Origin of the sequence: Thalassospira sp. HJ (assembly GCF_000948415.1) — a bacterium.
Taxonomy (GTDB): Bacteria; Pseudomonadota; Alphaproteobacteria; order Rhodospirillales; family Thalassospiraceae; genus Thalassospira.
This window is the reverse complement of record NZ_JYII01000021.1, coordinates 326,232-349,982: the sequence shown is the minus strand read 5'-3', so window position 1 is coordinate 349,982 and position 23,751 is coordinate 326,232. Positions and strand designations below refer to the sequence as shown.

The 23,751-nt window shown below is 54.7% G+C and carries 19 protein-coding genes and 1 tRNA gene; 8 read left to right on the top strand and 12 right to left on the bottom strand.

The genetic code is table 11. From position 1 onward, the window contains the following. Positions 1-109: 109 nt before the first annotated feature. From UF64_RS19385 to UF64_RS19360, 6 genes are all read right to left on the bottom strand, one after another. Entirely contained in the window at positions 110-1,159 is a 1,050-nt protein-coding gene (locus UF64_RS19385; protein ID WP_044830225.1) for a FecR family protein, read from the bottom strand. 118 nt (positions 1,160-1,277) lie between these two features. Beyond that, positions 1,278-1,841 carry an RNA polymerase sigma factor gene (locus UF64_RS19380; RefSeq protein WP_044830224.1) on the bottom strand — a complete coding sequence of 188 codons (564 nt, stop codon included), beginning with the start codon at positions 1,839-1,841 and terminating at the stop codon, positions 1,278-1,280. Positions 1,842-2,001: 160 nt separating this feature from the next. Beyond that, positions 2,002-2,075, bottom strand: a tRNA-Gly gene (locus UF64_RS19375). Between the two features lie 93 nt (positions 2,076-2,168). Then, on the bottom strand, positions 2,169-3,323 hold the full coding sequence (locus UF64_RS19370; RefSeq protein WP_052657712.1) for a sorbosone dehydrogenase family protein: 1,155 nt from the start codon (positions 3,321-3,323) through the stop codon (positions 2,169-2,171). A 62-nt stretch (positions 3,324-3,385) separates the two neighbouring features. Beyond that, a complete protein-coding gene (gene gpt / locus UF64_RS19365; RefSeq protein WP_044830305.1) occupies positions 3,386-3,865 on the bottom strand; it encodes a xanthine phosphoribosyltransferase in 480 nt (159 codons plus the stop codon). A gap of 152 nt (positions 3,866-4,017) precedes the next feature. Then, on the bottom strand, positions 4,018-5,577 hold the full coding sequence (locus UF64_RS19360) for a tetratricopeptide repeat protein (protein WP_044830222.1): 1,560 nt from the start codon (positions 5,575-5,577) through the stop codon (positions 4,018-4,020). Positions 5,578-6,031: 454 nt separating this feature from the next. On the opposite strand from UF64_RS19360, the gene UF64_RS19355 reads away from it, so the two are divergent. Further along, positions 6,032-7,690 (top strand): methyl-accepting chemotaxis protein, encoded by a 1,659-nt coding sequence (locus UF64_RS19355; RefSeq protein WP_044830221.1) that lies wholly within the window; start codon positions 6,032-6,034, stop codon positions 7,688-7,690. A gap of 71 nt (positions 7,691-7,761) precedes the next feature. Here the strand turns inward: UF64_RS19355 and UF64_RS19350 are convergent, their stop codons facing one another. The 3 genes from UF64_RS19350 to ubiE are packed head-to-tail and all read right to left on the bottom strand — an operon-like array spanning position 7,762 to position 10,579. Beyond that, on the bottom strand, positions 7,762-8,202 hold the full coding sequence (locus UF64_RS19350) for a GNAT family N-acetyltransferase (RefSeq protein WP_044830304.1): 441 nt from the start codon (positions 8,200-8,202) through the stop codon (positions 7,762-7,764). A 27-nt stretch (positions 8,203-8,229) separates the two neighbouring features. Beyond that, complete coding sequence (gene ubiB, locus UF64_RS19345) at positions 8,230-9,792, bottom strand: 2-polyprenylphenol 6-hydroxylase (RefSeq protein WP_044830220.1); 1,563 nt, start codon at positions 9,790-9,792, stop codon at positions 8,230-8,232. 13 nt (positions 9,793-9,805) lie between these two features. Further along, positions 9,806-10,579, bottom strand: a complete 774-nt coding sequence (ubiE, locus tag UF64_RS19340) for a bifunctional demethylmenaquinone methyltransferase/2-methoxy-6-polyprenyl-1,4-benzoquinol methylase UbiE (protein ID WP_044830219.1) — start codon at positions 10,577-10,579, stop codon at positions 9,806-9,808. 156 nt (positions 10,580-10,735) lie between these two features. Here ubiE and UF64_RS19335 point away from each other — a divergent pair, with 156 nt between their 5' ends. The 3 genes from UF64_RS19335 to UF64_RS19325 all read left to right on the top strand — a co-directional run bounded on the left by UF64_RS19335 (position 10,736) and on the right by UF64_RS19325 (position 14,969). After that, the gene (locus UF64_RS19335; protein ID WP_044830218.1) at positions 10,736-11,380 is read left to right on the top strand and encodes a phosphoribosylanthranilate isomerase; all 645 of its coding nucleotides are present in this window, start codon (positions 10,736-10,738) and stop codon (positions 11,378-11,380) included. Between the two features lie 105 nt (positions 11,381-11,485). Further along, positions 11,486-12,478 (top strand): ion transporter, encoded by a 993-nt coding sequence (locus UF64_RS19330; RefSeq protein WP_044830217.1) that lies wholly within the window; start codon positions 11,486-11,488, stop codon positions 12,476-12,478. A gap of 226 nt (positions 12,479-12,704) precedes the next feature. Beyond that, complete coding sequence (locus UF64_RS19325) at positions 12,705-14,969, top strand: anthranilate synthase component I (RefSeq protein ID WP_044830216.1); 2,265 nt, start codon at positions 12,705-12,707, stop codon at positions 14,967-14,969. Positions 14,970-15,130: 161 nt separating this feature from the next. Here the strand turns inward: UF64_RS19325 and UF64_RS19320 are convergent, their stop codons facing one another. Continuing rightward, positions 15,131-15,748 carry an RNA methyltransferase gene (locus UF64_RS19320; RefSeq protein ID WP_044830303.1) on the bottom strand — a complete coding sequence of 206 codons (618 nt, stop codon included), beginning with the start codon at positions 15,746-15,748 and terminating at the stop codon, positions 15,131-15,133. 249 nt (positions 15,749-15,997) lie between these two features. Here UF64_RS19320 and UF64_RS19315 point away from each other — a divergent pair, with 249 nt between their 5' ends. After that, the gene (locus tag UF64_RS19315) at positions 15,998-16,195 is read left to right on the top strand and encodes a CsbD family protein (RefSeq protein ID WP_044830215.1); all 198 of its coding nucleotides are present in this window, start codon (positions 15,998-16,000) and stop codon (positions 16,193-16,195) included. 136 nt (positions 16,196-16,331) lie between these two features. Further along, entirely contained in the window at positions 16,332-16,520 is a 189-nt protein-coding gene (locus tag UF64_RS19310) for a DUF1289 domain-containing protein (protein WP_044830214.1), read from the top strand. Positions 16,521-16,531: 11 nt separating this feature from the next. Here UF64_RS19310 and UF64_RS19305 read toward each other — a convergent pair whose 3' ends face one another. Beyond that, positions 16,532-18,379 carry a sensor histidine kinase gene (locus tag UF64_RS19305; protein WP_161794639.1) on the bottom strand — a complete coding sequence of 616 codons (1,848 nt, stop codon included), beginning with the start codon at positions 18,377-18,379 and terminating at the stop codon, positions 16,532-16,534. Positions 18,380-18,479: 100 nt separating this feature from the next. Then, a complete protein-coding gene (locus UF64_RS19300) occupies positions 18,480-20,720 on the bottom strand; it encodes an EAL domain-containing protein (RefSeq protein WP_044830212.1) in 2,241 nt (746 codons plus the stop codon). Between the two features lie 403 nt (positions 20,721-21,123). Between UF64_RS19300 and UF64_RS19295 the strand changes: the two genes are divergently transcribed. Beyond that, a complete protein-coding gene (locus tag UF64_RS19295) occupies positions 21,124-21,894 on the top strand; it encodes a HugZ family protein (protein ID WP_044830302.1) in 771 nt (256 codons plus the stop codon). 220 nt (positions 21,895-22,114) lie between these two features. Beyond that, positions 22,115-23,740 carry a phosphoenolpyruvate carboxykinase gene (locus UF64_RS19290; protein WP_044830211.1) on the top strand — a complete coding sequence of 542 codons (1,626 nt, stop codon included), beginning with the start codon at positions 22,115-22,117 and terminating at the stop codon, positions 23,738-23,740. Positions 23,741-23,751: the final 11 nt, after the last annotated feature.

Below are 23,751 nucleotides of genomic sequence, written 5' to 3'. Positions count from 1 at the left end.
TTCGTCATGCATATAAAGACGCGGGAGATCGACAAGTCCCCTAACGAAGCGGGAACATTTTTTTAATCGCTAAAACAAGACAACTGGACAGCAGTGGACGTATTGGGATTTAGATTAGCAATATCAGATAGTTACTAAGTCTCACAACCCGAACAGATAATGTTCCTTCAATCGCTTCAATAACCTGATCGATATCGTCTGTGCGAAAGACACCACTGACTGACATGTCAGTCAGCTTGGGGTTCACAGTCATTATATGCCCCTCGTGATAGGTGTTGAGGACATCAATCACATCTGAAAGCGGGGTCTGATAGAAAACCATCTTGCCCTTGCGCCATGCCGTGGTTGCGACGCGATCAAAATGCGTACGTTGTCCGACGCCACGGGATGAAAGTGTCGTCGCTTCACCTGCAAGCAGGGTCACATGCTTCTTCTCATTGCGGCCAACCTCATCGGGGCCAGCAGCGAACCAATCCACCGCGACCTTGCCTTCTTCCAGACTGATCGTCACCTGATCCTCGTCTGATGAAATGTTGAATGCAGTGCCCAGTGCCGTCACATCACCAAATTTGGTGCGGACAACAAACGGACGCTTGGTGTCATGGGCAACTTCGAACCAGACTTCCCCCGACACCAGATCCACGCTTCGCGTTTCTGCGTCGAATTCAACAGACACAGCACTTGCCGCATTCAACTTGATTACACTTCCATCTGGAAGCGTCTTGGTCAGAACCGAGTGTTCCGTGAAAATGAAGTTGTCGTCAAACATCCCCTTCACGGCTGGGTAGGTTCCCGTTCCAAGCCCGACAAACAACAACAAACACGCAGCAATCGCCGCTACCATCACGGGGCGCATATATCCATGCCGCTTGAGAGCAGTTTGGTTTTTCGGTCGCTTGCGATCATTATTTGATTGCGCCTGCCGTGCTTGGTGCTTAACCGGGACGGCCAACTTTCCCCAGAGCTGTTCGACTTCGGCATAGGCACGTGCGTTCTCTGGGGATTGCGCCTGCCAAAGTTCAAATTGCGCAATCAACGCGTTCCACTGTTCAGACGCGGTATTTTCATCAGCTTCACGCAACCGGCTGTGCCAAATCACCGCTTCATCAAACAGCTCCTCTGAAACTGGTTGCGGCGACATGTTCTGGGGGTTCGTCATTCTATCGCCTCCCGTCCGTCAGAAGCCCCCAACAGCAGCGCACGGAGATATAACGGACCAAACATGGATCCGTTGAAACCTGACAAACTGACCGGTCTCGAAAATCGAAAATACACTTTCACTTACCCGAGTGTGCTTTGTGAAGACTGCGACGGCATTCCAACATCGCCCTACGAATATGGTTTTCAACCGTCTTCACAGATACATCAAGCTTTTCAGAAATCTCTCGCATTGAAAGTTCTTCTCCGCGATACATCAAAAAGACTTGGCGACATTTTGTCGGAAGGGTCTCAACCGTTTTCGAAATGATACGCAGCTCCTGATGGGCGGCAGCAACGTCTTCTTGAGAGGGGCCTTGGTCAATTTCAACAATGCCAGGCCCGCTATCCTCTTCCGATGACCATGCCGGATGATAAAACAACCGCCCCATTGGTTCTGGAGCATTGTGGTTTCGCCGATAATGATCCGTCAGCAGATTACGTGCGATCCGAAAAACATACGCGCGTGGGTTTTCCGGAATCCGCACAGGTGCGCTTTTGGCCCGGACCCAGGTCTCTTGCACAATTTCTTCGGCCACGGCTTCGGAACCGCACCGTTTACCGATAAATTGTAGCAAGTCGTCATAATATTTCTCAACGACGGCTTCCAAGCTTGCTGAAACCTGACCGGCTGATTCTGACACGATGATTCCCCGTTTGAGGCTGCCAGTAAAAGTTTCGAATGCTCGACAGCTTCAATCGCCCTCATACACGATTTTAATAATCATTCGCAAATATTTTATAAATACATGGGCTACCGACAAATGTATCCGTCATGGTCTGTCATGATTTTGGGGAGAGGCTTGGAGCGGGTGAAGGGAATCGAACCCTCGTATGCAGCTTGGGAAGCTGCCGTTCTACCATTGAACTACACCCGCAAAGCGCGCGTTTTATAGCCCGCTTTTCTGCTTAGCGCAAGCTGATCGCAATGCGATCCACGCAAATAATTGCCCCGGTCAAACCCATGAAATTCAGCCTGCCGGCACCATGCGCCAGATCGCGCTGGCATGGTCGTCGGAAATCAGGATCGACCCGTCGATATAGTGTTTTACATCGACCGGACGCCCGATAACCTCGCCATTACTGCGCAAAAAGCCACCCAGAAACGGATTGTCGGTTACCGGCTTACCATTGATGAATTCGACCCGAACCACCTTGTAGCCATCCGGGATTGTCCGATTCCACGATCCATGCAGGGCAACCAGTGCATCGCCACCGTCAAAGGTAAAGCCAAGCGGTGCATTATGGGCATTGAAGGTGAATTCCGGGAAAGTGACCTCTTCCGGCAGTGCTTCATCGGAAAATTGCGGGCTTCTGGTGTCACTGCCCGCATACCATGGATAACCAAAGAACTGACCGGATTGGCTTGCGCGATTAAGTTCTTCGCGCGGGATATCATCTCCCAATCGATCCCCGCCATTATCGGTAAACCAAAGCTCATCGGTTTCGGGATGGAATGTCACGCCGACGGAATTGCGGATACCGCTGGCATAGATCTGCGGGGCGCCGCCATTGACCGGAATGGAAATGATCGTGCCTTCAAGGCCCCTGACCTTGCAGATATTGCAAGGTGCCCCAACTGCAACGAACAAACGGTCGCCATTCGGCGACAATGCAGCATAGCGCCAGCCATGATGGCGTTCATCGGGCAGATTGGTAAACAGGATGCGTGGACGACCAAGGGTTTCACCATCAAAATTGGCAAGGTCGTATGAGACGATGCGATGCTGATCAGCGACAAACAGGGTACCGGGTTTGTAGGCAATCCCGTTGGCCAGCTTGAAGTCATCGGCAATCAGATTGACGTTTTCGGCAACGCCATCCCCGTCTTCATCACGCACGAAATAAAGATTTCGCCCGCGCGTGCCGACAAAGACACCACCCAGTTCCGGCGCCACGGCGATGGTGCGGGCATTCGGGACCTCGGCAAAGACCGAAAGGCGATAGCCGCTTTCGGCCGTCAATAATGACTGCACGCGTGCGACCCGTTCGGACAGTTGCTGGGCTTGGGCCGAGTAACTTGCTGCCACGGCGACAACGGAGAGGCTGCCCAAACACAAACGCCCGGCCCATCGGCGCGCTTGATGCAACATACGATGGAAGTCCGGGCGTGAATATTGGGGCATCCTGAAATCTCCTTGTCTGGCAATCGGCCTTACAAGGAATACGGATGGTACCCCCAGACCGATTAACGGACGCGTTCAGAGATCGGAGCGTTAACCGACAGTTCCATGTCCCAAGGGAAGTAAATCCACGTATCCTGGGACACTTCGGTCACGAAGCTGTCAACGATTTCGCGGCCAAGTGGCTTGGCATAAACAGTAGCGAAATGCGCATTCGGAAGCTTTTCGCGCACAGCCTTGGCGGTTTTGCCGGTATCGACCAGGTCATCAATGATCAGCATATCGGTGCCGTCACCGTCGACTTCTTTTAGCCATTCCAGATCACCACGCGTCTTGTCAGAGTAGCTGCGAACACAGACCGTATCAATCAGGCGAATATCAAGTTCGCGTGCAATGATGGCCGCAGGCACAAGACCGCCACGGGTGATTGCCACGATTCCCTTGTACGGGCCTTTTTCCAACAGTCGCCATGCCAGTGCACGGGCGTCGCGATGCATCTGTTCCCAGGAAACCGGGAAACCTTTGTTATAAGCAGCTTCGCTCACAAGAATTCTCCTGCGCCAGATCGGTTCGCCAAATGAATGTGCCCGGACATCACCATATGGCGCCATCATCCAGACCCGCATTCCACAAAATCAAGCCGCTTAACTACGCCGAGTTGGGCACGAAGGCAAGTATTCGCTGGCGTGTTCGTTTTTTACTCGGCATTCAGCCGTGCTTGCAGGAGCGTGGAGAAATCACTGCCAAGTTTCTGGATCGGTGCGGACCAGTCATCGGGCTTTTCCTGACGATAGATGCGCATGGTCGGGTACCAGGGACTGTCAGACCGGTTGACCATCCAGCGCCAGTCGGTGGTGTAAAGCTGCAACATCCAGACAGGCACGCCAAGCGCACCGGCAAGATGGGCCGGAGAACTGTCGATGGTAATCACCAGATCCATCTCGCGCATCAGTGCGGCACTGTCGCCAAAATCATGAATGTGATCGCCAAGATCCGTGACAAAGGCATGCAGCCCCAGCTTGTCGATATCCGCCCGGCGCTCATCGATCTGGAAGCTATAAAACGCTGCCCCCTTGGCCGACAAAATCGGCAGCAGGGTCTCAAGCGGGCAGGATCGATCACGCGGATTAAGCTTACCCGCCCAGACCAGCCCAACCTTAAGGGCAGTACCCGGTGGTGGTGCCAGACGCGCACGTTTGCCCTGCGGCGGGGTCAGGTAGCTATCAGTCGAAAGCTTCTGAAGATCCTTCGCACCAATGCCCATAACATGCGGCAGGCTGAGCAACGGCACATGCACATCAAATTCCGGAAGGGCCCGGCCCTTCTCGACCACAGTGCCAACACCCGAAACCGTCTTCATGATCGGGATCAGTTCCTTGCGGCATTCAAGGATCACATGCCCGGCCTTTTTCGCGACCAGCGGCACGAAACGGGCAAACTGGATCATGTCGCCAAAGCCCTGTTCGGCGCGCAGCAAAACCCGCTTGCCGCGCAGATCTGTCTTGCCATCCCATTCGGGTGCTGTTTCAAGCGGACGGATCGGATTATCGGCAAGTTTGCGGCGCGTTTCATACCCCGCCCAGCCTTCGGCATAATTGCCAAGGGCAAGATGGGCTAATGACTTGTCCCAATTGGCATCGACATAATCAGGATCGATCGCAAGCGCGCGCTCGAAATATTCAAGCGCCTCGTCAAAACGGTTCATATCACGGTAAACAAGCCCGGCATTGAACGTATGCGACTTCACACTGTCATCAAGCTCAATCGCCTTTTTGTGCGCAACAAGCGCCTCGTCAAAGCGCATCATTTCACGCAGGCAGTTCCCCATATTCGACCACATTCCGGCATTTTCCGGCCGAAGGTCTGCTGCCCTCCGGTAGGCGATCAGGGCCGCGTCAAATTTCTTGCTGCGGCGAAGCGCAACACCAAGGTTGTTCCAGACATCGGGTTGATTAGGGTTCTGGCGAAGGGCGGTACTGTAAAGGCGAATGGCATCATCAATCTGACCTGCCTGATGAGCGGCAAGGCCACGCTGAAACAGGTCGCTGATCACCTGACGGCGCTGCACGGCAGCCTCGGCACTCTTGCGCGCAGCCGCATCGTCGGCCTTGGCGATGGTATCATGGGCTTTCGGATCGGCGTCATCAGGGGTGGTGGTGGCGGCGACGTCTTCCTTCTTGGCAGCCTTGCTGCTTGCGGTGGATTTCGACGCCTTCTTGGCTGGTCGTTTCTTGCGTGTTGTTGCAGCTTTCGCCATTCCCGTTCCCCTGGTGCATTTGCCTTTATATGGCAAATGCCATCGCCCCCTTGAAGGCCTGTCAAATCGATGGATCGCGACACCGACCGATTCGGCGGGGTGCAGCTATATTAGAAGAGAGCATAATTTACCAAAAAAGCCTTACCAATAAGTGGATTTATTCATTTGGTTTTGTGGAAATGGAATATTCGCGCCCCCGGTCGTTTCTTGTTTCAGAGATTTTACCGGATGGAGTAGCTTCGATAGTCAATCAATAAACCAATACGTGAGCTGCCACGTCTTTGCGTCGCATTACGAGAAAATAAATGTACGAACCGGCCACTGTGCACGCAGCACGGGGTAACAGTTCGTCACACCCTGATTGTTGGCTCCAGGATCGGAGCTTCAGGCCGACCGCCGATATCAGAACTAGGGAATTGGTGAATACTGCCTTTGAAGGAGTGGGAGACCGTAAATGGCTGAACCAAAAAGATCCGGCGCGTCTGTCGGACGTAAAGTGATTCTTGTGATCGTCGGGCTGCTTGTCATCGGGTTCGCCGCGATGATGACGATCCAGACAGTTTCACAGCGCAATGCCATGATCGAAATCATGTACAATGAATCGGTCGAAAAAACCGAAATGCTGTCGACTGCCGTTCAGCCGGGCTTCATTGCCATGGACGGTGCATCGGTCGAAAAGGAATTCCGCAAGATCACCGACAAGGAAGGCTCCCAACTGGCAAGCCTGATCGCGGCCAATCCCGGTGGTGATGCCATCAGCACCTATCAATCGGAAAACCTGCGCGAGCATGATCTGGCTGCCCTGATCGAACCGCATCTCGAAAAGATCGAGAACAAGGAAGTCGTCAGCTTCATCACCGAAGATGCCGTCATCGTTGCCGCACCGATCACCAAATATTCCAAACGCCGTGACGAAGATCAGTATCGTGGCATGCTTGTCACCGCCTGGTCGCTTGACCGCGTCAGCGCCGAAGTCAAACAGGCCGTCATTGTGCAGCTTGCCCTTGCCGCGGCCATTCTGGTGCTGCTGCTCGGCGTGACCTGGGGCGTTCTGCGCAATCAGATCCTGACTCCGATGGTTAAGATCAATGGCGCCATGCAGTCGCTTGTCGATGGCGAGCTGGATGTCGATATTCCCGGTCTCAAACGCAATGACGAGATCGGCGAAATGGCGTCTTCGGTTGAGATTTTCAAGGAAAACGCCAAACGCGTTACCCAGCTTGATCGCGAACGCGAACAGGAACGCGAGCGCGCCGAAGCCAAGCGCCGCGATGCCATGACCGCCCTTGCCGGTCGGTTTGAACAAACCGTCATGGGTGTGGTCGACAGCGTGTCTGGTGCATCTGGCGAAATGCAGGAAGTCGCCCAGACCATGGTGGCATCAGTCCAGCAAAACGAAGCCGGTTCACAGGCCGTTGTTGCCGCAGTTGAACAGGCCAACCACAGCGTTGAAACCGTCGCAAGTGCCGCCGAAGAACTGGCTGTTTCCATCCGTGACATCAGTGCACGCGTAAATGAAACATCGAACATCACCGCCAACGCTTCGACCGAGGCCACCCGGGTGAACGAGATGGTTCAGGGGCTTGATGTCTCGGCCCAGAAAGTCGGCGAGGTTGTCCAGATCATTCAGGCAATCGCCGAACAGACCAACTTGCTGGCACTGAACGCAACGATCGAGGCCGCCCGTGCCGGCGACGCTGGCAAGGGCTTTGCCGTGGTCGCCAACGAGGTCAAAAACCTCGCCAACCAGACCGCACGCGCGACCGAGGATATCTCGGAACAGATTTCCGGTATTCAGGGATCGACACAGCAGGCCGTGGGCGCGATTGACGGGATTACCGGCATCATTGCCAACCTGAACGAAATCGCATCCGAGGTCGCCGCTGCGGTCGAGGAACAGGGTCAGGCAACTACGGAAATCTCGACCTCGGTTCAGCAGGCTGTTCAAAGCACGCAGGAAGTGTCCAACCACATCCGCGAAATGCAGGAAGCCGCCCGCCAGACCGGCGAAGCCGCCCATCAGGTTCTTGGCGCGTCTGACAAGCTTAACAGCCAGTCGGGCACACTTCGCGGTGAAGTCGGCAACTTCCTTGACGAAGTCCGCGCAAGCTAGGCTTTGCGATTACCCCATCAAAAAACGCCGCCCGGCTCTCCGTGGCGGCGTTTTTGTTTGTAAGATTGATCCTAGCGCAGCGGATCGCGACCTTGGGCGTCGCCATCAAAGCGCATCATCATCATGTCATCAAGGTCGACATAGTCATGCAAACGATACAGCGGCTGCATATCGCGCGTCGCCAGAAGCCAGCGCTTTACACGCCGCAATTCGGGATGGGTATGGAGTGCCTCGATCATCCGTGCTGCAATGCCCATCCGTCGATAATCCGGATCGACAAAAACATCGGCAACATAGGCGATGGCAATCTGATCACTGACCACACGCGCAAAACCGACCTGACGCCCTTCGCAATAGGCCCCGACGGGAAAGGACATTTCCACTGATCGATCAAATTCGCCGCGTGTGCGCCCACCAGACCAATAGGACGCCGCGATAAAATCATAGCAGTAATCAAGATCAAGCCGCGCCCGATCGATACTGACTTCAATGGTTTTATCGCCATCTGCCATCATGAAGGTCCCACGCGGATGATTTGATTATTTCAGGTAAACCGCCACGGCCAGGGCCGCAATCGCCACCCACATCACAAGGGTCTGGCGCGACACACCACCTGACTTTTTCTGGCCATTCCCCGCCTTGCCACGCATGGCGGCAACCGTTTCCGGATGCAGGCGGAGGCCCTGTTCGGTCAGAACCGATGATGCCTGCTCCGCGGCTTCGAGCACACGCGGTAATCTGCGCAACATGGATCCGGCCTGCAAGGTGGCTTCCTTGATCTTGGCTTCCGGACCAAGATTTTCACGCATCCAGTCTTCGATCAGCGGACGCGACAGTTCCCACATATTCTCGTTCGGGCTGAGGATGCGTGAAAGCCCCTCGGCAACGATCATGGTTTTCTGCAGCATCAAAAGCTGTGGCTGGGTTTCCATGCCGAATTGTTCGGTAATCTGGAACAACTGCCCCAACAACCGGCCAACGGAAATGTCTGCCAGTTCCTTGCCCAGGATCGGCTCGCCAATCGAGCGGCAGGCCTGCTGGAAGTTTTCAAGCGACTGGTTGCGCGGAACATAGCCCGCTTCAAAGTGAACTTCTGCCACACGATGATAATCGCGGGTCAAAAAGCCCAGAAGCATCTCGGCCAGATAAAGACGCGTCTGCTTGTCCACCCGGCCCATGATGCCGAAATCAACCAGACTGACCCGGCCGTTTTCATCGACAAACAGGTTGCCCGGATGCATGTCCGCATGGAAAAACCCGTCGCGGAAAACCTGCTGGAAAAACGCCCCGGCGGCCTTGGCAAGCAAGTCGGATCGATCAATGCCCATGCGATCAAGCGCCTCGACATTATCAATACGCACACCCTTGACCCGTTCCATGGTCATCACGTGTTCGGCGGTGCGTTCCCAATCAATTTGCGGGATGTAATAGGTCGGATCATCTTCGAAATTGTCGCGGAATTCCGATGCCGCGGCGGCTTCAAACCGCAAATCCATTTCAAGATGAACGCTGTCTTCAAGCGCCTTGACCGTCTCAATCGGTTTCAGGCGGCGCAAACGCGGCTGGGTCAGCTCGACAAGTTCCGCGATCCAGTAAAACAGATCCATGTCGCGCGCAAAGCGGTACCGGATGTCCGGGCGCAGCACCTTGACCGCGACTTCGCGCCCGTCGGTCGTGGTCGCGAAATGCACCTGTGCAATCGATGCTGCGGCCACCGGTTCTTCATCAAACTCGGCAAACAGCATGTCAAACGGCTCGGCAAGCTGTTCGGTAATGATGCGCTTGGCAATTTTGGCCGAAAAGGGCGGCAGGCGATCCTGAAGCGACGAAAGGTCGGCCGCCACATCATCCCCAATCAGATCAGACCGGGTCGCAAGGGTTTGCCCCAGCTTGATGAAAGCCGGACCAAGTTCCTCAAGCGCGCGGGCAAGACGTTTGCCCGGCGGCAGATCGGATCGGCGTGAAAAGGGTGCTGTCAGGCGGGCCAAAAACGCGACAAGCTTGCCACCCGGCACAAGGGCCAGAGGAAACAACGCATCATAGCGCGCCAATGTGCGCGCCATGGCAAGCAGGCGGAAACTGTTACGAACAAACCGGATCATGCGTCAAACGCCCTTATATCCGCCAACCGGAATGAATGGCCGCAATCCCGCCAGACAGGTTGCGGTACTTCACACGTTCAAACCCGGCAGCCCGGATCATGGATGCGAAGGTTTCCTGATCGGGGAACTGGCGAATGCTTTCGGCCAGATACTGATAGGCATCGCGATTACCGGCAATGAAGCGTCCAATTTCAGGCAACAGCTTGAACGAATAGGTATCGTAAAGCTTGTCAAACCCCGGCACGACGACCTTGGAAAATTCAAGGCACTGGAACTTTCCGCCCGGACGCAACACGCGATAGGCTTCCGAAAGCGCTTCTTCGATGCGGGTCACATTGCGAATGCCAAAGGCGATGGTATAGGCATCAACCGACTGATCAGGCAGCGGCAATTTCTGCGCATCGCCCACCGTCCAGTTGATGTTTTTCAGAAGCCCGTGATCAACCGCGCGGTCGCGCCCGACATGGAGCATCTCGTAATTGATGTCACAAACCGTGACCGACCCACCGCCATTTTTCAGGAAGCGAAACGCAATATCCCCGGTGCCCCCGGCAACGTCGAGAAGCTTCATTCCCGGACGCGGCTTGAGCTCGTTGATGAAGCTGTCTTTCCACAAGCGATGCACCCCCCCGCTCATCAGATCGTTCATCAGGTCATACTTGGAGGCGACAGTGTCGAACACCTCACGCACCATGGATGCCTTCTGGCTTTCGGGAACATCACGAAAACCAAAATGGGTTGTGTTTTCGCCGGTTTCGCCCGCGGCAGGGTCTGTGTTCTTGCTCATGGGCGGGAAAATAGCGCAGCAATGATTATCCTGCCAGTGGAAAGCCACGCCAAAACGCAAATATCCTGTTGGATCGTGGTCATTTCTGTTAAGTCAATCAGACGCGACAAGCATTTGTTGCCAAGATTAGAGCGAAGACAAGAACAGGATGCCCCGATGAGCTGCATGGTCAAAATCTGTGGAATTAACAGCGAAGATGCCGCGATTGCCGCCATGAGTGCCGGGGCCGATGCCCTTGGATATGTTTTTTTCCCGCCAAGCCCGCGTCACATATCGCTTAAGGGTGCCAAGACGCTGACTGAGCGCGTCCCCAACAGCATCTATAAGGTCGGCCTGTTTGTCGAAGCCGGTGACGAGGCACTTGAAAACGCCATCAACGCGGGCAATCTCGATGTCATTCAGCTTCACGGCAAGGAAAGCCCCGAACGCGTGGCCGAGGTCAAGGAACGCTTTGGCCTCAAGGTCATGAAGGCGATCTCGGTCAGCACAGCCGCCGATATTGAAAATGCCAAGAAGAACTATGACGGCGTTGCCGACTTCCTGCTTTTTGATGCAAAGCCACCCAAGGACAGCGTCCTTCCAGGTGGCAATGCCGTGTCCTTTGACTGGACGCTTCTGACCGGTCAGAACTTCAAAAGCAACTGGATGCTGGCCGGTGGACTTGATCCCAGCAACGTCGCCGAAGCGGTAAAGATTTCAGGCGCACCGTGGGTCGATGTTTCGTCTGGCGTGGAGCGCAGCAAGGGTGTCAAGGATGCCCGCAAGATTGCTGATTTCATCCACGCGGCAAAGGGTTACTGATCCGCCAGATTAACCCCGGTCGGGTAGTTTAACCATTTCTGAAATGATTGGCGCAAAACTTGGCGGGCAATAGTGCACCCATTGCCTGGACCGAGTACGCGTGCTATGAAACCGACCCTTCGATCACGAACACAGAAACTTCTGCATGGTGTCGACCGGGAGTCGCGCTTTTCGCTGCTGGTGCATCTGGTTCTGGCCAGTGCGATCATCATCAATGTCGTCTCGGTGATCTTTGATTCGGTCGAGGTCTTTGCCGAGCGCTACTTCTTTCTGTTTGCCGCGATCGAAATCATCTGCACGCTGATTTTCGCTGTCGAATATGGCTTGCGCGTCTGGTCGGCCCCGGATGATCCGCGCTTTGATGGCCGGTTTGCGCGTCTGCGCTATATGCTGACCCCGATGGCGCTGATCGACCTTCTGGCGATCCTGCCGATCTTCCTGTGGTTCTTCACCAGCATTGATCTGCGCTTTATCCGTATTGTTCGCTTGCTGCGTTTGTTGAAATTCACCCGTTATTCCACCGGGCTTGAATTGATGTTGCTGGTCTTTCGCCAGCAGCTTGGCATTTTTGGCGCGGCCAGTGCGGCGCTGGCCTGTATGCTGGTGTTCAGTGCCGGCGCGATTTATATCGCCGAACACGAAGCCCAACCCGAACAGTTCGCCAACCTGCTTGACGCCCTTTACTGGAGCGTCATCACCCTTGCCACGGTGGGCTATGGCGACGTTGTACCCGTCACACCATTTGGCAAGTTTCTTGCCAGTGTCATCTCGCTCACTGGGATCGGGATTGTTGCCGTACCAGCCGGTATTCTGGCATCGGCCTTTAACGCCGAACTGCGCCGCCGTGAAAGTGAATACCGTCATCAGGCCACCCGGCAGTTGCTGGGCAAACGTCTGACCGAACGGGTCCGGCACAAACTGCGTTCCCATCAGGAAGAACTCGGCATCAGTGAAGAACAGGCGCAATGGATCATCGAAGACATCCGCGATGTCCATCGCAATGAAAGCGACGAAATCCTGACCTGTCCACATTGCCATCAGCCACTTCATCTTGAGCTGCGCGATGCCGAAACAACACCCCCGCCGCAAAAGTCTTGACGCCTGTGCTTTTTGGGCACATGGTTGGGGCATGAAAACACACGGCATGAACCCGACCCTTATTGCAAATCGTTGGTGGTGGCTCGCTTAAGCGGGCGGCCAATACTCATGCCCTAAACATACCGGCCGCCTCATTCTTGCAGGCGGCTTTGTGTTTTCAGACCTTTTTCCTTTTCTGACGATCACATGGCTCCTGCGGCGTAAGGCCCACTCAGGAGTAACAAACGTGACGACCCCGACCACCCAGACCGGCCCTTCGACCGAAAGCAGCGAATACCGTTACACCACCGATGGCGGTGTTGCCGTCATCCGCCGCATGACCGAAGTGGCTTATGAAAACGCAACCGAAGGCCTGATTGATGCCCTTGATGGCACCAAGGGCGTGTTGCTGTCTTCAAGCTATGAATTCCCGGGGCGCTATTCACGTTGGGATATGGGCTTTGACGCTCCGCCACTTGAAATCGTCGGGCGTGAACGCGGCTTTGCTGTTCATGCGCTCAATGATCGCGGGCAGGTCCTGCTTGATGTCATTTCGGGTGCCCTTGAAAATCACCCGCATGTCGAAAGCCTGACCAATGGCGAAGACGGTCTTTATGGCGTAGTCAAAAAGCCGGCCTCCTGGTTCCCCGAAGAAGAACGCAGCCAGCAGCCCAGCCTGTTTTCCGTCGTCCGTGCACTGCGTGATCTGTTCGGGCATAAGGGGGATGAACGCCTTGGGCTTTATGGTGCATTTGGCTATGACATCGCGCTTCATTTCGAACAGATCAACCTGCGCCAGGATCGCCCGGTCGATCACAAGGACATCCACCTGTTCCTGCCCGATCAGATGGTAACGGTCGACCATGCATCCCGTGTGGCAACCCGGATCGATTATGAATTCATCGCCCCTGATGGCCGCAGCACTGCCGGGCTGGAACGCATTTCCCAACCCCACCCGCCATCACGCGGCAACAATGCGGTGATCGAAAACGACATGAAGCAGGGCGAATACGCCGCCATTGTCGATGACGCCAAGCATCGCTTTGCCCGCGGCGAGCTGTTTGAAGTCGTACCCAGCCGTGTATTCCGCACCGCGTGCGATGTCAAACCATCGGAAATTTTCCGCCGACTTAAACGCCGCAACCCGGCCCCGTATGGCTTTTTGATCAATCTGGGGGACGGCGAACATCTTATTGGCGCATCACCCGAAATGTATGTGCGTGTGAAAGGACAACGCATCGAAACCTGCCCGATTTCCGGCACCATCGCGCGTGGCCGTGATGCGATCGAGGATGCCGAAAACATCCGCACATTGCTCAATTCCGCCAAGGAAGAATCAGAACTCACCATGTGTACCGATGTTGATCGCAACGACAAGGCGCGCGTTTGCAAACCGGGCAGCATCCGCATTCTCGGTCGTCGTCAGATCGAAATGTATTCGCGCCTGATCCACACGGTGGACCATGTCGAAGGCCGTCTGCGTGACGGGTTTGATGCGCTGGATGCCTTCCTGACCCATTGCTGGGCCGTGACTGTAACCGGCGCGCCGAAACGCGCTGCCATGAAACATATCGAGGCCGTCGAACGCAGTTCGCGTGCATGGTATGGCGGGGCGATCGGAGCTGTTCTGTGCAATGGTGATCTTAATACCGGCCTGACCCTTCGGACCGTGCGCCTCAAACAGGGTGTCGCCGAAGTCCGCGCTGGCGCGACGCTTTTGTTTGATAGCGAATCTGATGCCGAAGAAGCCGAAACCGTGCTCAAGGCTTCCGCAATGATTGATGCCGTCACCCGTGATGCCAAGGACGAGGTTGCCATTGATCCGGCAAGCTCGGGCATTGGCAAACGCGTGCTTCTGATCGATCACGAAGACAGCTTTGTGCAAAACCTTGCCAGCTACATCCGTGCCACGGGGGCTGAAACCCTCACACTGCGTCCAGGCTTCCCCGATCAGGCGTTTGAGGATTTCAAACCCGATCTGGTGTTCCTGTCGCCTGGTCCGGGGCGCCCGGATGACTATCACCTGCGTGACAGCATCGAACGCGCCCTTGCCGCAGGCTTGCCAGTATTCGGGGTTTGTCTGGGTCTACAGGGGATTGTCGAATTCTTTGGCGGGTCACTCGGCCAACTTGTCACACCGATGCATGGCAAACCGTCAAAGGTGAAACTCGATACAACTGATCCGCTGTTTGATGGCCTGCCCGATGACATCGTTGTCGGACGTTATCATTCCCTGTTTGCCAAGGCCGCTGAACTGCCCGCCGATATCAAGGTAACGGCGCGCAGTGACGACGGGGTGATCATGGGCATCCGCCACAAGTCGCTGCCGATCAGTGCCGTGCAGTTCCACCCTGAAAGCCTTTTGACCCTGCAGGGCGATGTCGGCATGCGAATGATTGCCAACCTTCTGCGCAACCCGCATGGCAACCGCCCCGACGAAGAAACCGACGAACAGGACGAAACGACAAACACAAACAAGGACGTGGCCGCAAACGACAGCAAGGCCGCCTGATAGATATCACTGCACCCTGATCTGCGATGCGTGCCAAGCCCCCCCTGTCAAAGGCACAGCAATCCCGCAGATCACACACAGCAACGGCCGTGCTCCTCCCTAACGGCCGTTGCTTCTTTTTACCCAGGTTTTGTTGCGATCAGCTTGGAACGATGTCGCAATCAGGCGTCGTCATCATCCAGTGACCCGTCAATGACCGAATAATCCGGCGGCGGGGCCTGACGGTATTGTTCCGGATCGCCTTTGCGTTTGTCGCGCGTACGCGAAATCCAGCCGCCATAATGTGCTTCGGGTTTCGGTTCGGTCGGCGCACCGGCACGGACCGGGCGCGGCGCAAACCGGCCGAGGCTGATCAGGCGATCATACATCACGATATTGGCGGCAATTGCCACATTCACACAGAAGCTCATCGGGATCTTGATGATGAAATCGCACTGTTCCTGCATTTCATCTGACAGGTTCCCGCGTTCCGGACCAAGGATATAGGCCGCCTGTGACGGATGCTTGAAGCTTGGCAGTTCAATCGCATCCGGGGTCAGTTCAACACCAACCATCCGGCAACCTTGCGGCATAAGCAGGCTTTTGTGATCCGGGAAGTGGTAGTAGGGCATCTGTTCGCCCGACTTCGATGTGTCGGTGATGTTGGAGCGTTCCTCACGGAAATCTGCATCCACCGTAAACGCAAAGCTTGCGCCAAAGGCATGGGCAGAACGAAACAGGGTGCCCACATTCAAAGGCTTGCTTGCCCCTTCAATTCCAATCCCGAAATAGCCGCGCATATCTTCCTCCGTGCCGCACCACACCCGAACTCCGGCCAGTGCGAAACCAACTCCATAAAAAACAAACTGCATGGGGCTATACCCGCCCGGGCGCGATAAGGCAAGCACACCACGGGCAATGTTGATCGCGGAAATTTGCCCCCAAACGCCAAAACCGATTTGGAACAAGATGCGCGCCACATCGTTGACTCTCATACACGGCGCAAAGCCGGAAACACGAGCAACCGTCAACCAAAGCAGGAGAAAGCCATGAATTGGGACCAAATCGAAGGACGCTGGAAACAGCTGCGCGGTGACGTCAAAAGCCAGTGGGGTCGCCTGACCGATGATGACGTCAATGCCGTCGATGGACAGCGCGACAAGCTGGTCGGACTGATTCAGGAAGCCTATGGCGTTGAACGCGAAGAGGCCGACCGTCAGATCCGCGACTGGTTCGACCGCCTTTAAATCACCTGAACCGGCCATCAAAGCCAACAATGTCCGGTTTGGTTCGCGCGTGGGGATCATCCCCCCTTGATCCCTGCGTGCGAAACTGCTTTTTATGGCGATGAAATCTTGTATTCCCGCTTACAGGCCCGTCGTCATGCCCGTTAAATCCCCCTGCATTGGCACCTGCGTGCTCGACCCGAAATCGGGCTATTGCATGGGATGTTATCGCACTGGCGATGAAATCGGTGCCTGGATGGGCATGAGCGACGGCACCAAAAAGCGCGTTATCACCAAGTCAAAGCAACGCCGCGCCGACCACAAGAAAAACGCCGCTGTTTCCTGATCAACACCGTGTCAGGTCGATTCACTCGTATTTGCTGACATCAGCGCCGTCTGGCTTTCAACCGCAAACGGGCTTTCATGTTTTCCCATCCGTGTCGGGGCAACCTTTGGCAAGAACATCCGGAACACCGTCCCCGATCCGGGTATTGATGAAACCTTGATCTGACCGCCTAGTGTGTTCTGCACGACATTCATCGTGATCGCCAGACCAAGTCCGCTGCCGCCAGTGGTCGCATCCAGTGACCAGAACGGTTCGAAAATCCTTTCCTGATTTTTTGGCGAAATCCCGACGCCATCATCGGCAATTTCAATCTGGTATTCGTCCGCATCACGCTCGCTGACCCGAATACTGATCGCGCCTTTTTCACGTCCAACAAAGGCATGCTGATGGGCATTCATGATCAAACTGAGGATTACCTGATCCACCGCATCGCTAAAGCTGTTCATCCGCGCTTCCGCGGGCAACGCTGTGCTTAGCTCCACGCCCGTTTTTGCCAATTGGTTGCGCAAGGTTTCAGCCAGATCGGTAACGACTTTGACCAGATCGAAAACACGTTGAGTGTGCACACTTTGATCTGTAGCTGTCTGATTAAAGTGCTTCAGAAGTTCTCTGGTACGTTGAATGTTCTTTTGTAGAATCCTGTTCCCTTCCAAAAGAGCTGCAATTATCTCTACGCGTTCTTCATCGCCTTCATCGATCTTAGCAAGGTGTTGCTGCAATTCCTGAAGGTCCTCAGACATTGTCGTACTGATCGTAAGCGCATTGCCAAGCGGGGAGCGCATTTCATGTGAAACCCCGGCAACAATTCGACCAAGGGATGCCATGCGTCCTTTTAACAACAGATCCTTGGTCAAAAGAACCTGAAGCTGTGCTGCCTGCCTGCGGCGGAGCATCAGGTAGCCAACCCCGCCCGATAACCCACAAATCAACATCACCATGAAGGCGACAAAGACTGTCTTGATCGCAATATTTCCAGCCCACGGCTGATAGGACAGGGCACTCCCGACCAGATGAAACCGCGTACTGGCCGCATGCACGTCGTCACTAGAAATTGCGTTTAGCATCGGGGAAACCGAAATTGTTTCTACTTCGTAAATCTTCCCGTCCAACTCAAAGCCGCCCTGGTGATCTACTGCAGCAATGCGCTGCCAAAGCTCCGGGTCGGACTGCTTGACCGAGGCATTATGCTCAAGCATGAATCCCCAGTTGCGGTCATCTTCCGCCCCGGCCAACCAGTACCCTTCATGATTAATCAGTTCGGTACGCATCACGCCATCGGGCGCAACGCCATATGCGGTCAGTGGCGTCGCCATATCCAGATTGACAATCAGATAGCCCGATACTTCCTGATTGTTCGCAATGATCGGGGCCACAATCCTTGTCGTCGGGCGGTGCGGCACTTCGATTTCGCCATTCTCAACATTCAGGTCGAGCTTGCTGACATAGATCTGCCCGGGACGTAGTGATTTTGCTGCTTCGACGTAATACCGACCTGATTTGTCCTGTAATCCGTCATCCGGTATGATGATGATATCGTCGCCGCGCGCATCAACCCGTAGGGCTTCTATTCCCGATGGCGATACAATACGGAGTTGGCTGAACCGCGGCACCTCAGCGGCAAGCGTTTGAAAATAAGCGACCGCTTCGTCCGGACGGGATCGGAAGTTTTGCACTGCAGGATGCAAGATCGACATAGTCACGGTTTGAATGGCCGTTTCATACCATTGCTGTATGTCCGCAGAACGGTGCGTAACATCAACAACCAGACGTCGGACGGTCTGTTCGTCTTCCCTGCTGCCTTCAACCGTAGGCCAGAACACCATCAAGCCGGAAAACAACAACATCCCGATCAGTGCCACAATGCCGGTAACGCGCCAGAAATAGCCGTTCTGAAACCATCGCGACTCCCGTCCATCAATCAGCGGGATTGCGGCCTCTGTGTTGGTTGAGGTTTGTGGTTCAGTTTCGACCATAATCCGCCCACTCGTTCAGGCTCCAGTTTTTCAACCACTCGACATATTTTTCGGGGCTTAGGCCCGGGCTATAAAGGAACCCTTGGGCAAACTCGATTCCAAGTTCCTGACAAATTGTATGTTGATCACGGGTTTCGATACCCTCCGCGACAGACGCAAGGCCAAGGGTTTGCGCAATGCCGGCCGCAGTTTCCGCCACATGGCTAGGCCGTCTGCCTTCTGACAAGACATTGATAAAGGACTTGTCGATCTTGATGCCACCGACCGGCAAGATATCGAGATGCGTCAGGGACGAATATCCCGTGCCGAAATCATCAAGCCAAAGCTCAAACCCATGCTTTGCCAGTTTCTGCACGCAGGCAGTTGCTTCACTGTCATTGGTAAAATGCTGGGTCTCGGTGATTTCAAAGCTGACGGTTTCCGGACCAAGTCCGTGTTGGTGGCAAACGGCAAGCAACTGATCAACAAAATCCATATCGGCGATATCGTTCGCGGCAAGGTTCACTGCCACCTTAAGCGGTGGAAGGTTTTCCTGCTGCAAACGTCGGTCCATTTCCCTGACGGCCTCAAGGCACTGGAAGGTAATTTCACCACTCAATCCAGACCGCTCTGCCACCGGAATAAACCGGCCGGGCGAAACCGGTTCGCCGTCATCCATCCAGCGGCACAGCACTTCGGAACCAACAACCTCCCCAGTCGCCAATCGGACCTTGGGCTGGAAAACAAAGGTCAAAACCCGATCCTGAACGGCCTGACGCAACTTTCCGATCAGACGTAAAGAATTCTGTACGTCGTCGGCCATGGATGGCTCGAACTCGGCCGTTCCGCCCGGACCTTTCTGTTTTTGTTTTAGAAGCGTAAGCCTCGCTGCGCGCTGGATATCACTTGAACGCCGTCCCAACGGATTGCCGCGCACAACACCAATGGTCGCCTGTACAACCAACTGACTTCCCGCAACTTCGAAGGGTTCCTCAAAGATTTTCTCAGCGTTCGAAACTTCAAACTCGCCGCTGCTGTCAACGAGCCCCAGTGTGTATTCCGCAACCCGGGCCACCAACACATTATCGCCCACCACAGCATGCAGGCGCTCATAAACGGCACTCATGATTTCTTCGAAGTAATTTACACCAAACGCGACGACAAGTTCGGCGGCATCCTCGATCGCAACCATGGCAACCAGCGCATGATTGCTGTCACTGCGCGTGATATTCATCAGTTCACGGTCAAAGGCGTTCTGGTTGGGAATTCCAACCCGCTGATCAACAAAGGCCAGTTCACCCAGTTCGGTGATCAGGGCAAGGTTGTCAAAACAGATCGCAAGATTGGTAACGAAAACCTCGGTCAGAACAACGTCCTGCCGGCTCAGGATCTGCTCGTGCACAAAATAGATCAGCAACCGTCGGCCGGTCTCGCTCTGATGGCTGAATACTACCTTATTTTCAGAAACCACCGGTGCCTGATCATTTTTCAAGCTCTGGAAAACCAGATCCTTGTCGATATCATCGACCTCGAACAACTTGCTGCCGACATGCGGGGCAAAACGACCAATCCCTGAAAGAACGATCAGTTCATCTTCCTTGTCTGGATGCTGGGCCAGCGCACAGATTCCGCCCCCCGGACTGACACGCAAAATCGCGGCAAGCTGGGTCAGAACACCTTCAGCAAACAGATCGAGGCTCTTGTTCTTGTAAAGGTACTGCGTGCCTTCGATCACCATTTCCAAACCGGCACGCGTTCCCTTGAGCGCCCGGATATAGTCAACCGATCTGATGGCTGTGGTAAGCGACGTGACGAGGCGGGTTCGCGTCAGCTCGTCCTTTGACCAGTAGTCGTCTATTTCGTAATCGCGGATGACTTCCTTTTCCGGGGCATCGCCAGGATAGCCCGTGCGCAGGATAATGCGCTGTTCCCGATACCCTTCGGCACGGATTTCCCCGACCAGCCGCAACCCGCTATCGGGACGTTCCATCACAACATCCAGAAGGATTACCGCAATGTCGGCTTCCTCACGGAGGATTTTCAGCGCCTCTCCGGCGGAGAAGGCATGGATCAGCTCAAGAGACCGTCCAAGGATCTTGACACGTGAAAGCGCATAGTCGGTCGCCTCATGCACATCCGTGTCATCATCGACAACCAGAATGCGCCACTTTGCTTCTGTTTGAGGTTCATTTTCAATGCTGCAACCTGCCTCGGAGGGCCAGGTTTCAATTCTTGCCGGCTCTACCAATATTGCTTCCCTTACTCATTCGCGATGGCATCCCCGGAAAACCCGTTCGACCAAAGGCTTTGTTTTTATTGGGGTATTGATGGAACACACCCGTGAAACGGCACGAAGCGAATTTCCAGAAACCGAAATCTATACCATCATATAGTAACATTTAATTTTCGATATGGGGTCAGTTGAACCGCTGTTCCAGACCGTCTTCACGCAAATTTCGTAACTTTTCCCAATGCAGGGTGATCTTTGAAAATCTACCTGCCATTTACACGTACGAACGACGCGTTGATTTTCAACCTTTGAGTTAATAAATGCATTTAATTTGCACGTATGAAAACAGTTGAATGACGTTCGGTTGCGAGCTAGGCCGGTTGGCGATATCTCTTGAGAAACACAAGGGATGACCCAAACGATGTCTGAAACAGCTCCATCCTCATCCGCCCTGCGCCAGATGTTGCGCCGTGCTGCGCGCGGTGTGCTTGCGACCATTGCCCATGACCACAAGCAGCTTGGTGACGGCTGGCCAACGGCATCAATGGTCGTTCCGGCCTGTGACATCGACGGCAGCCCGATCCTGCTGATTTCCGAGCTTGCCGATCACACCCACCACATCATGGCAGACAACCGTGTTTCCCTTGTTGTGACCGAGGCAGACCTGATCACATCACCTGCACCTGATGCCGCCATTCAGACCGATACCGCCCGACTGACTGTGTTTGGCGAAGCCAACCGCGTGACCACCCCCGAAGTTCTGAACCGGGTTCGCCAGCGGTATTTGCAGGCCCATCCGGATGCCGCACAATATGCCGGGTTTGCCGATTTCGGCTTTTACCGGATCAATGTCGCGGCAATCTATTGGGTGGGCGGATTTGGCAAACAACGCCGCTTGTCAGGGGACAAATTCATCCCGGTTGATGTTACCGCATTGACGGAAGGCCATGACGGGATCGTCTCGCACATGAATGCCGATCATCTTGATGCCCTGCGTGACATTGTCGGCCATTACACCAAAGCCGATGCGAATGGGGGTTGGCAGATGCAATCAATTGATTGCGACGGTATGGTTCTGACCTCTGATGCCTCTGATATCGCACCGCTAAGAATCGACTTCCCGCGACCGATTATGACTCCGGGTGACGCACGCGATATTTTGGTCGAAATGTGCAAAATTTCGCGCGCATAAGTAGGACCATTTGCATTCCGAACATTAAAGCCGCGACCCTGAAAATGTAATTTTCGCAAACGCAAAAACTCTTACGTTTTCCTAGGTATTAGGCAAAAGTGGCGGTTGCTTTTAAGACACCTTTGTAACAATATATCTCAACACAACGAATTACCCACAATTTGTTGTGTAAAATAGGACATTAAGCCCCAGCTCTTTTAATTCCCACCAGGAGAGATTCGTGCTGCAATCAGGACCCGTTGTCAGCCGTGTAGGCCTTGAAACTCATGGCCTCAAAAACCTTGGCGCCGTTCACTGGAACCTTGACGCTGCAGGCCTTTATGAACATGCGATCCGTCGCAACGAAGGTAAAATCGCCAAAGGCGGTGCCTTTGTCGCCCTGACTGGCGAACATACCGGCCGTTCCCCGCTTGACCGCTTCGTCGTTGAAGAAGAAAGCACCAAGGCAGATATCGATTGGGGCGATGTAAACCGCCCGGTCAGCCCGGAAGTATTTGAGCGCCTGTATCAGAAAGTGCGCGCATATTTCCAGGGCACCGAACTGTTCGTTCAGGATTGCTTTGCCGGTTCCGATCCGCGTTTCCGCCTGCCGGTTCGCGTGATCAACGAAAATGCATGGCATAACCTGTTTGCGCGCAACATGTTCATCCAGCCGCAGAAAGAAGAACTGCGCGATTTCGCGCCGGAATTCACCATTCTGCACGCACCTGGCCTTCAGGCCGACCCGGAAGTCGACGGCACCCGCTCCGAAGTCTTCGTCATGGTCAGCTTCGAACGCAAAATGATCATCATCGGCGGCACCTGGTATGCCGGCGAAATGAAGAAATCGATCTTCTCGGTTCTCAACCACATCCTGCCGGCCAAGGGCGTTATGCCGATGCATTGCTCGGCCAACATGGGCAAGGACGGCGACACCGCCATCTTCTTTGGCCTGTCGGGCACCGGTAAAACCACCCTGTCGGCCGATGCGTCGCGCACCCTTATCGGTGATGACGAACATGGCTGGGGCGAAGACGGCGTCTTTAACTTTGAAGGCGGCTGCTACGCCAAGGTGATCAAGCTTTCCAAAGAAGCAGAACCGGAAATCTTTGCCACCACCGAGCGTTTCGGTACCGTTCTTGAAAACGTTGTGATGAACAAGCAGTCGCGCGAGCTTGACCTTGACGATGCCCGTCACACCGAAAATACCCGCTCTTCCTATCCGATCGAATTCATTCCGAACGCATCGGAAGACGGCCGTGGCAACCATCCGAAAAACATCATCATGCTGACCTGTGATGCGTTTGGCGTTCTGCCGCCGATCGCAAAACTGTCCTCGGCACAGGCGATGTACCACTTCCTGTCGGGCTACACCGCGAAGGTTGCCGGCACCGAAAAAGGTGTCAAGGAACCGACCGCTGCGTTCTCTGCCTGCTTTGGTGCGCCGTTCATGCCGCGTCATCCGTCGGTCTACGCCAAGCTGCTTGGTGAAATGATGGAAAAACACGAAGCCAATTGCTGGCTGGTCAATACCGGCTGGTCCGGTGGCGGCTATGGCGTTGGTTCGCGCATGAAGATTGCCTATACCCGTGGCCTGCTTAATGCGGCGCTGAATGGCGATCTGGAAAGTGCCGAATTCGCAACCGATCCGTACTTCGGTCTGGCCTATCCGACCGCTTGCGGCGATATCCCGGCAGAAGTTCTGAACCCGCGTGAAAGCTGGAACGACAAGGCTGCCTATGACAAGGCTGCTGCGAACCTGACCGGCCTGTTCGAAAAGAACTTCGCGAAGTTCGAAGAACATGTCACCGACGATGTACGCGAAGCGGCCATCCGCAACAGTGCGGAAGTAAAAGCCGCCGAATAAGCGCCGTATAT

Excerpts from the sequence above, each read along its gene's own strand:
- UF64_RS19350 (WP_044830304.1), bottom strand. The coding sequence starts at position 8,202 with ATGGCAGATGGCGATAAAACCATTGAAGTCAGTATCGATCGGGCGCGG.
- ubiE (WP_044830219.1), bottom strand. The coding sequence starts at position 10,579 with ATGAGCAAGAACACAGACCCTGCCGCGGGCGAAACCGGCGAAAACACA.
- UF64_RS19385 (WP_044830225.1), bottom strand. The coding sequence starts at position 1,159 with ATGACGAACCCCCAGAACATGTCGCCGCAACCAGTTTCAGAGGAGCTG.
- UF64_RS19370 (WP_052657712.1), bottom strand. The coding sequence starts at position 3,323 with ATGCCCCAATATTCACGCCCGGACTTCCATCGTATGTTGCATCAAGCG.
- UF64_RS19310 (WP_044830214.1), top strand. The coding sequence starts at position 16,332 with ATGCCCGTTAAATCCCCCTGCATTGGCACCTGCGTGCTCGACCCGAAA.
- UF64_RS19355 (WP_044830221.1), top strand. The coding sequence starts at position 6,032 with ATGGCTGAACCAAAAAGATCCGGCGCGTCTGTCGGACGTAAAGTGATT.
- UF64_RS19335 (WP_044830218.1), top strand. The coding sequence starts at position 10,736 with ATGAGCTGCATGGTCAAAATCTGTGGAATTAACAGCGAAGATGCCGCG.
- UF64_RS19360 (WP_044830222.1), bottom strand. The coding sequence starts at position 5,577 with ATGGCGAAAGCTGCAACAACACGCAAGAAACGACCAGCCAAGAAGGCG.
- UF64_RS19330 (WP_044830217.1), top strand. The coding sequence starts at position 11,486 with ATGAAACCGACCCTTCGATCACGAACACAGAAACTTCTGCATGGTGTC.
- UF64_RS19320 (WP_044830303.1), bottom strand. The coding sequence starts at position 15,748 with ATGCGCGGCTATTTCGGGATTGGAATTGAAGGGGCAAGCAAGCCTTTG.
- ubiB (WP_044830220.1), bottom strand. The coding sequence starts at position 9,792 with ATGATCCGGTTTGTTCGTAACAGTTTCCGCCTGCTTGCCATGGCGCGC.
- UF64_RS19315 (WP_044830215.1), top strand. The coding sequence starts at position 15,998 with ATGAATTGGGACCAAATCGAAGGACGCTGGAAACAGCTGCGCGGTGAC.
- UF64_RS19295 (WP_044830302.1), top strand. The coding sequence starts at position 21,124 with ATGTCTGAAACAGCTCCATCCTCATCCGCCCTGCGCCAGATGTTGCGC.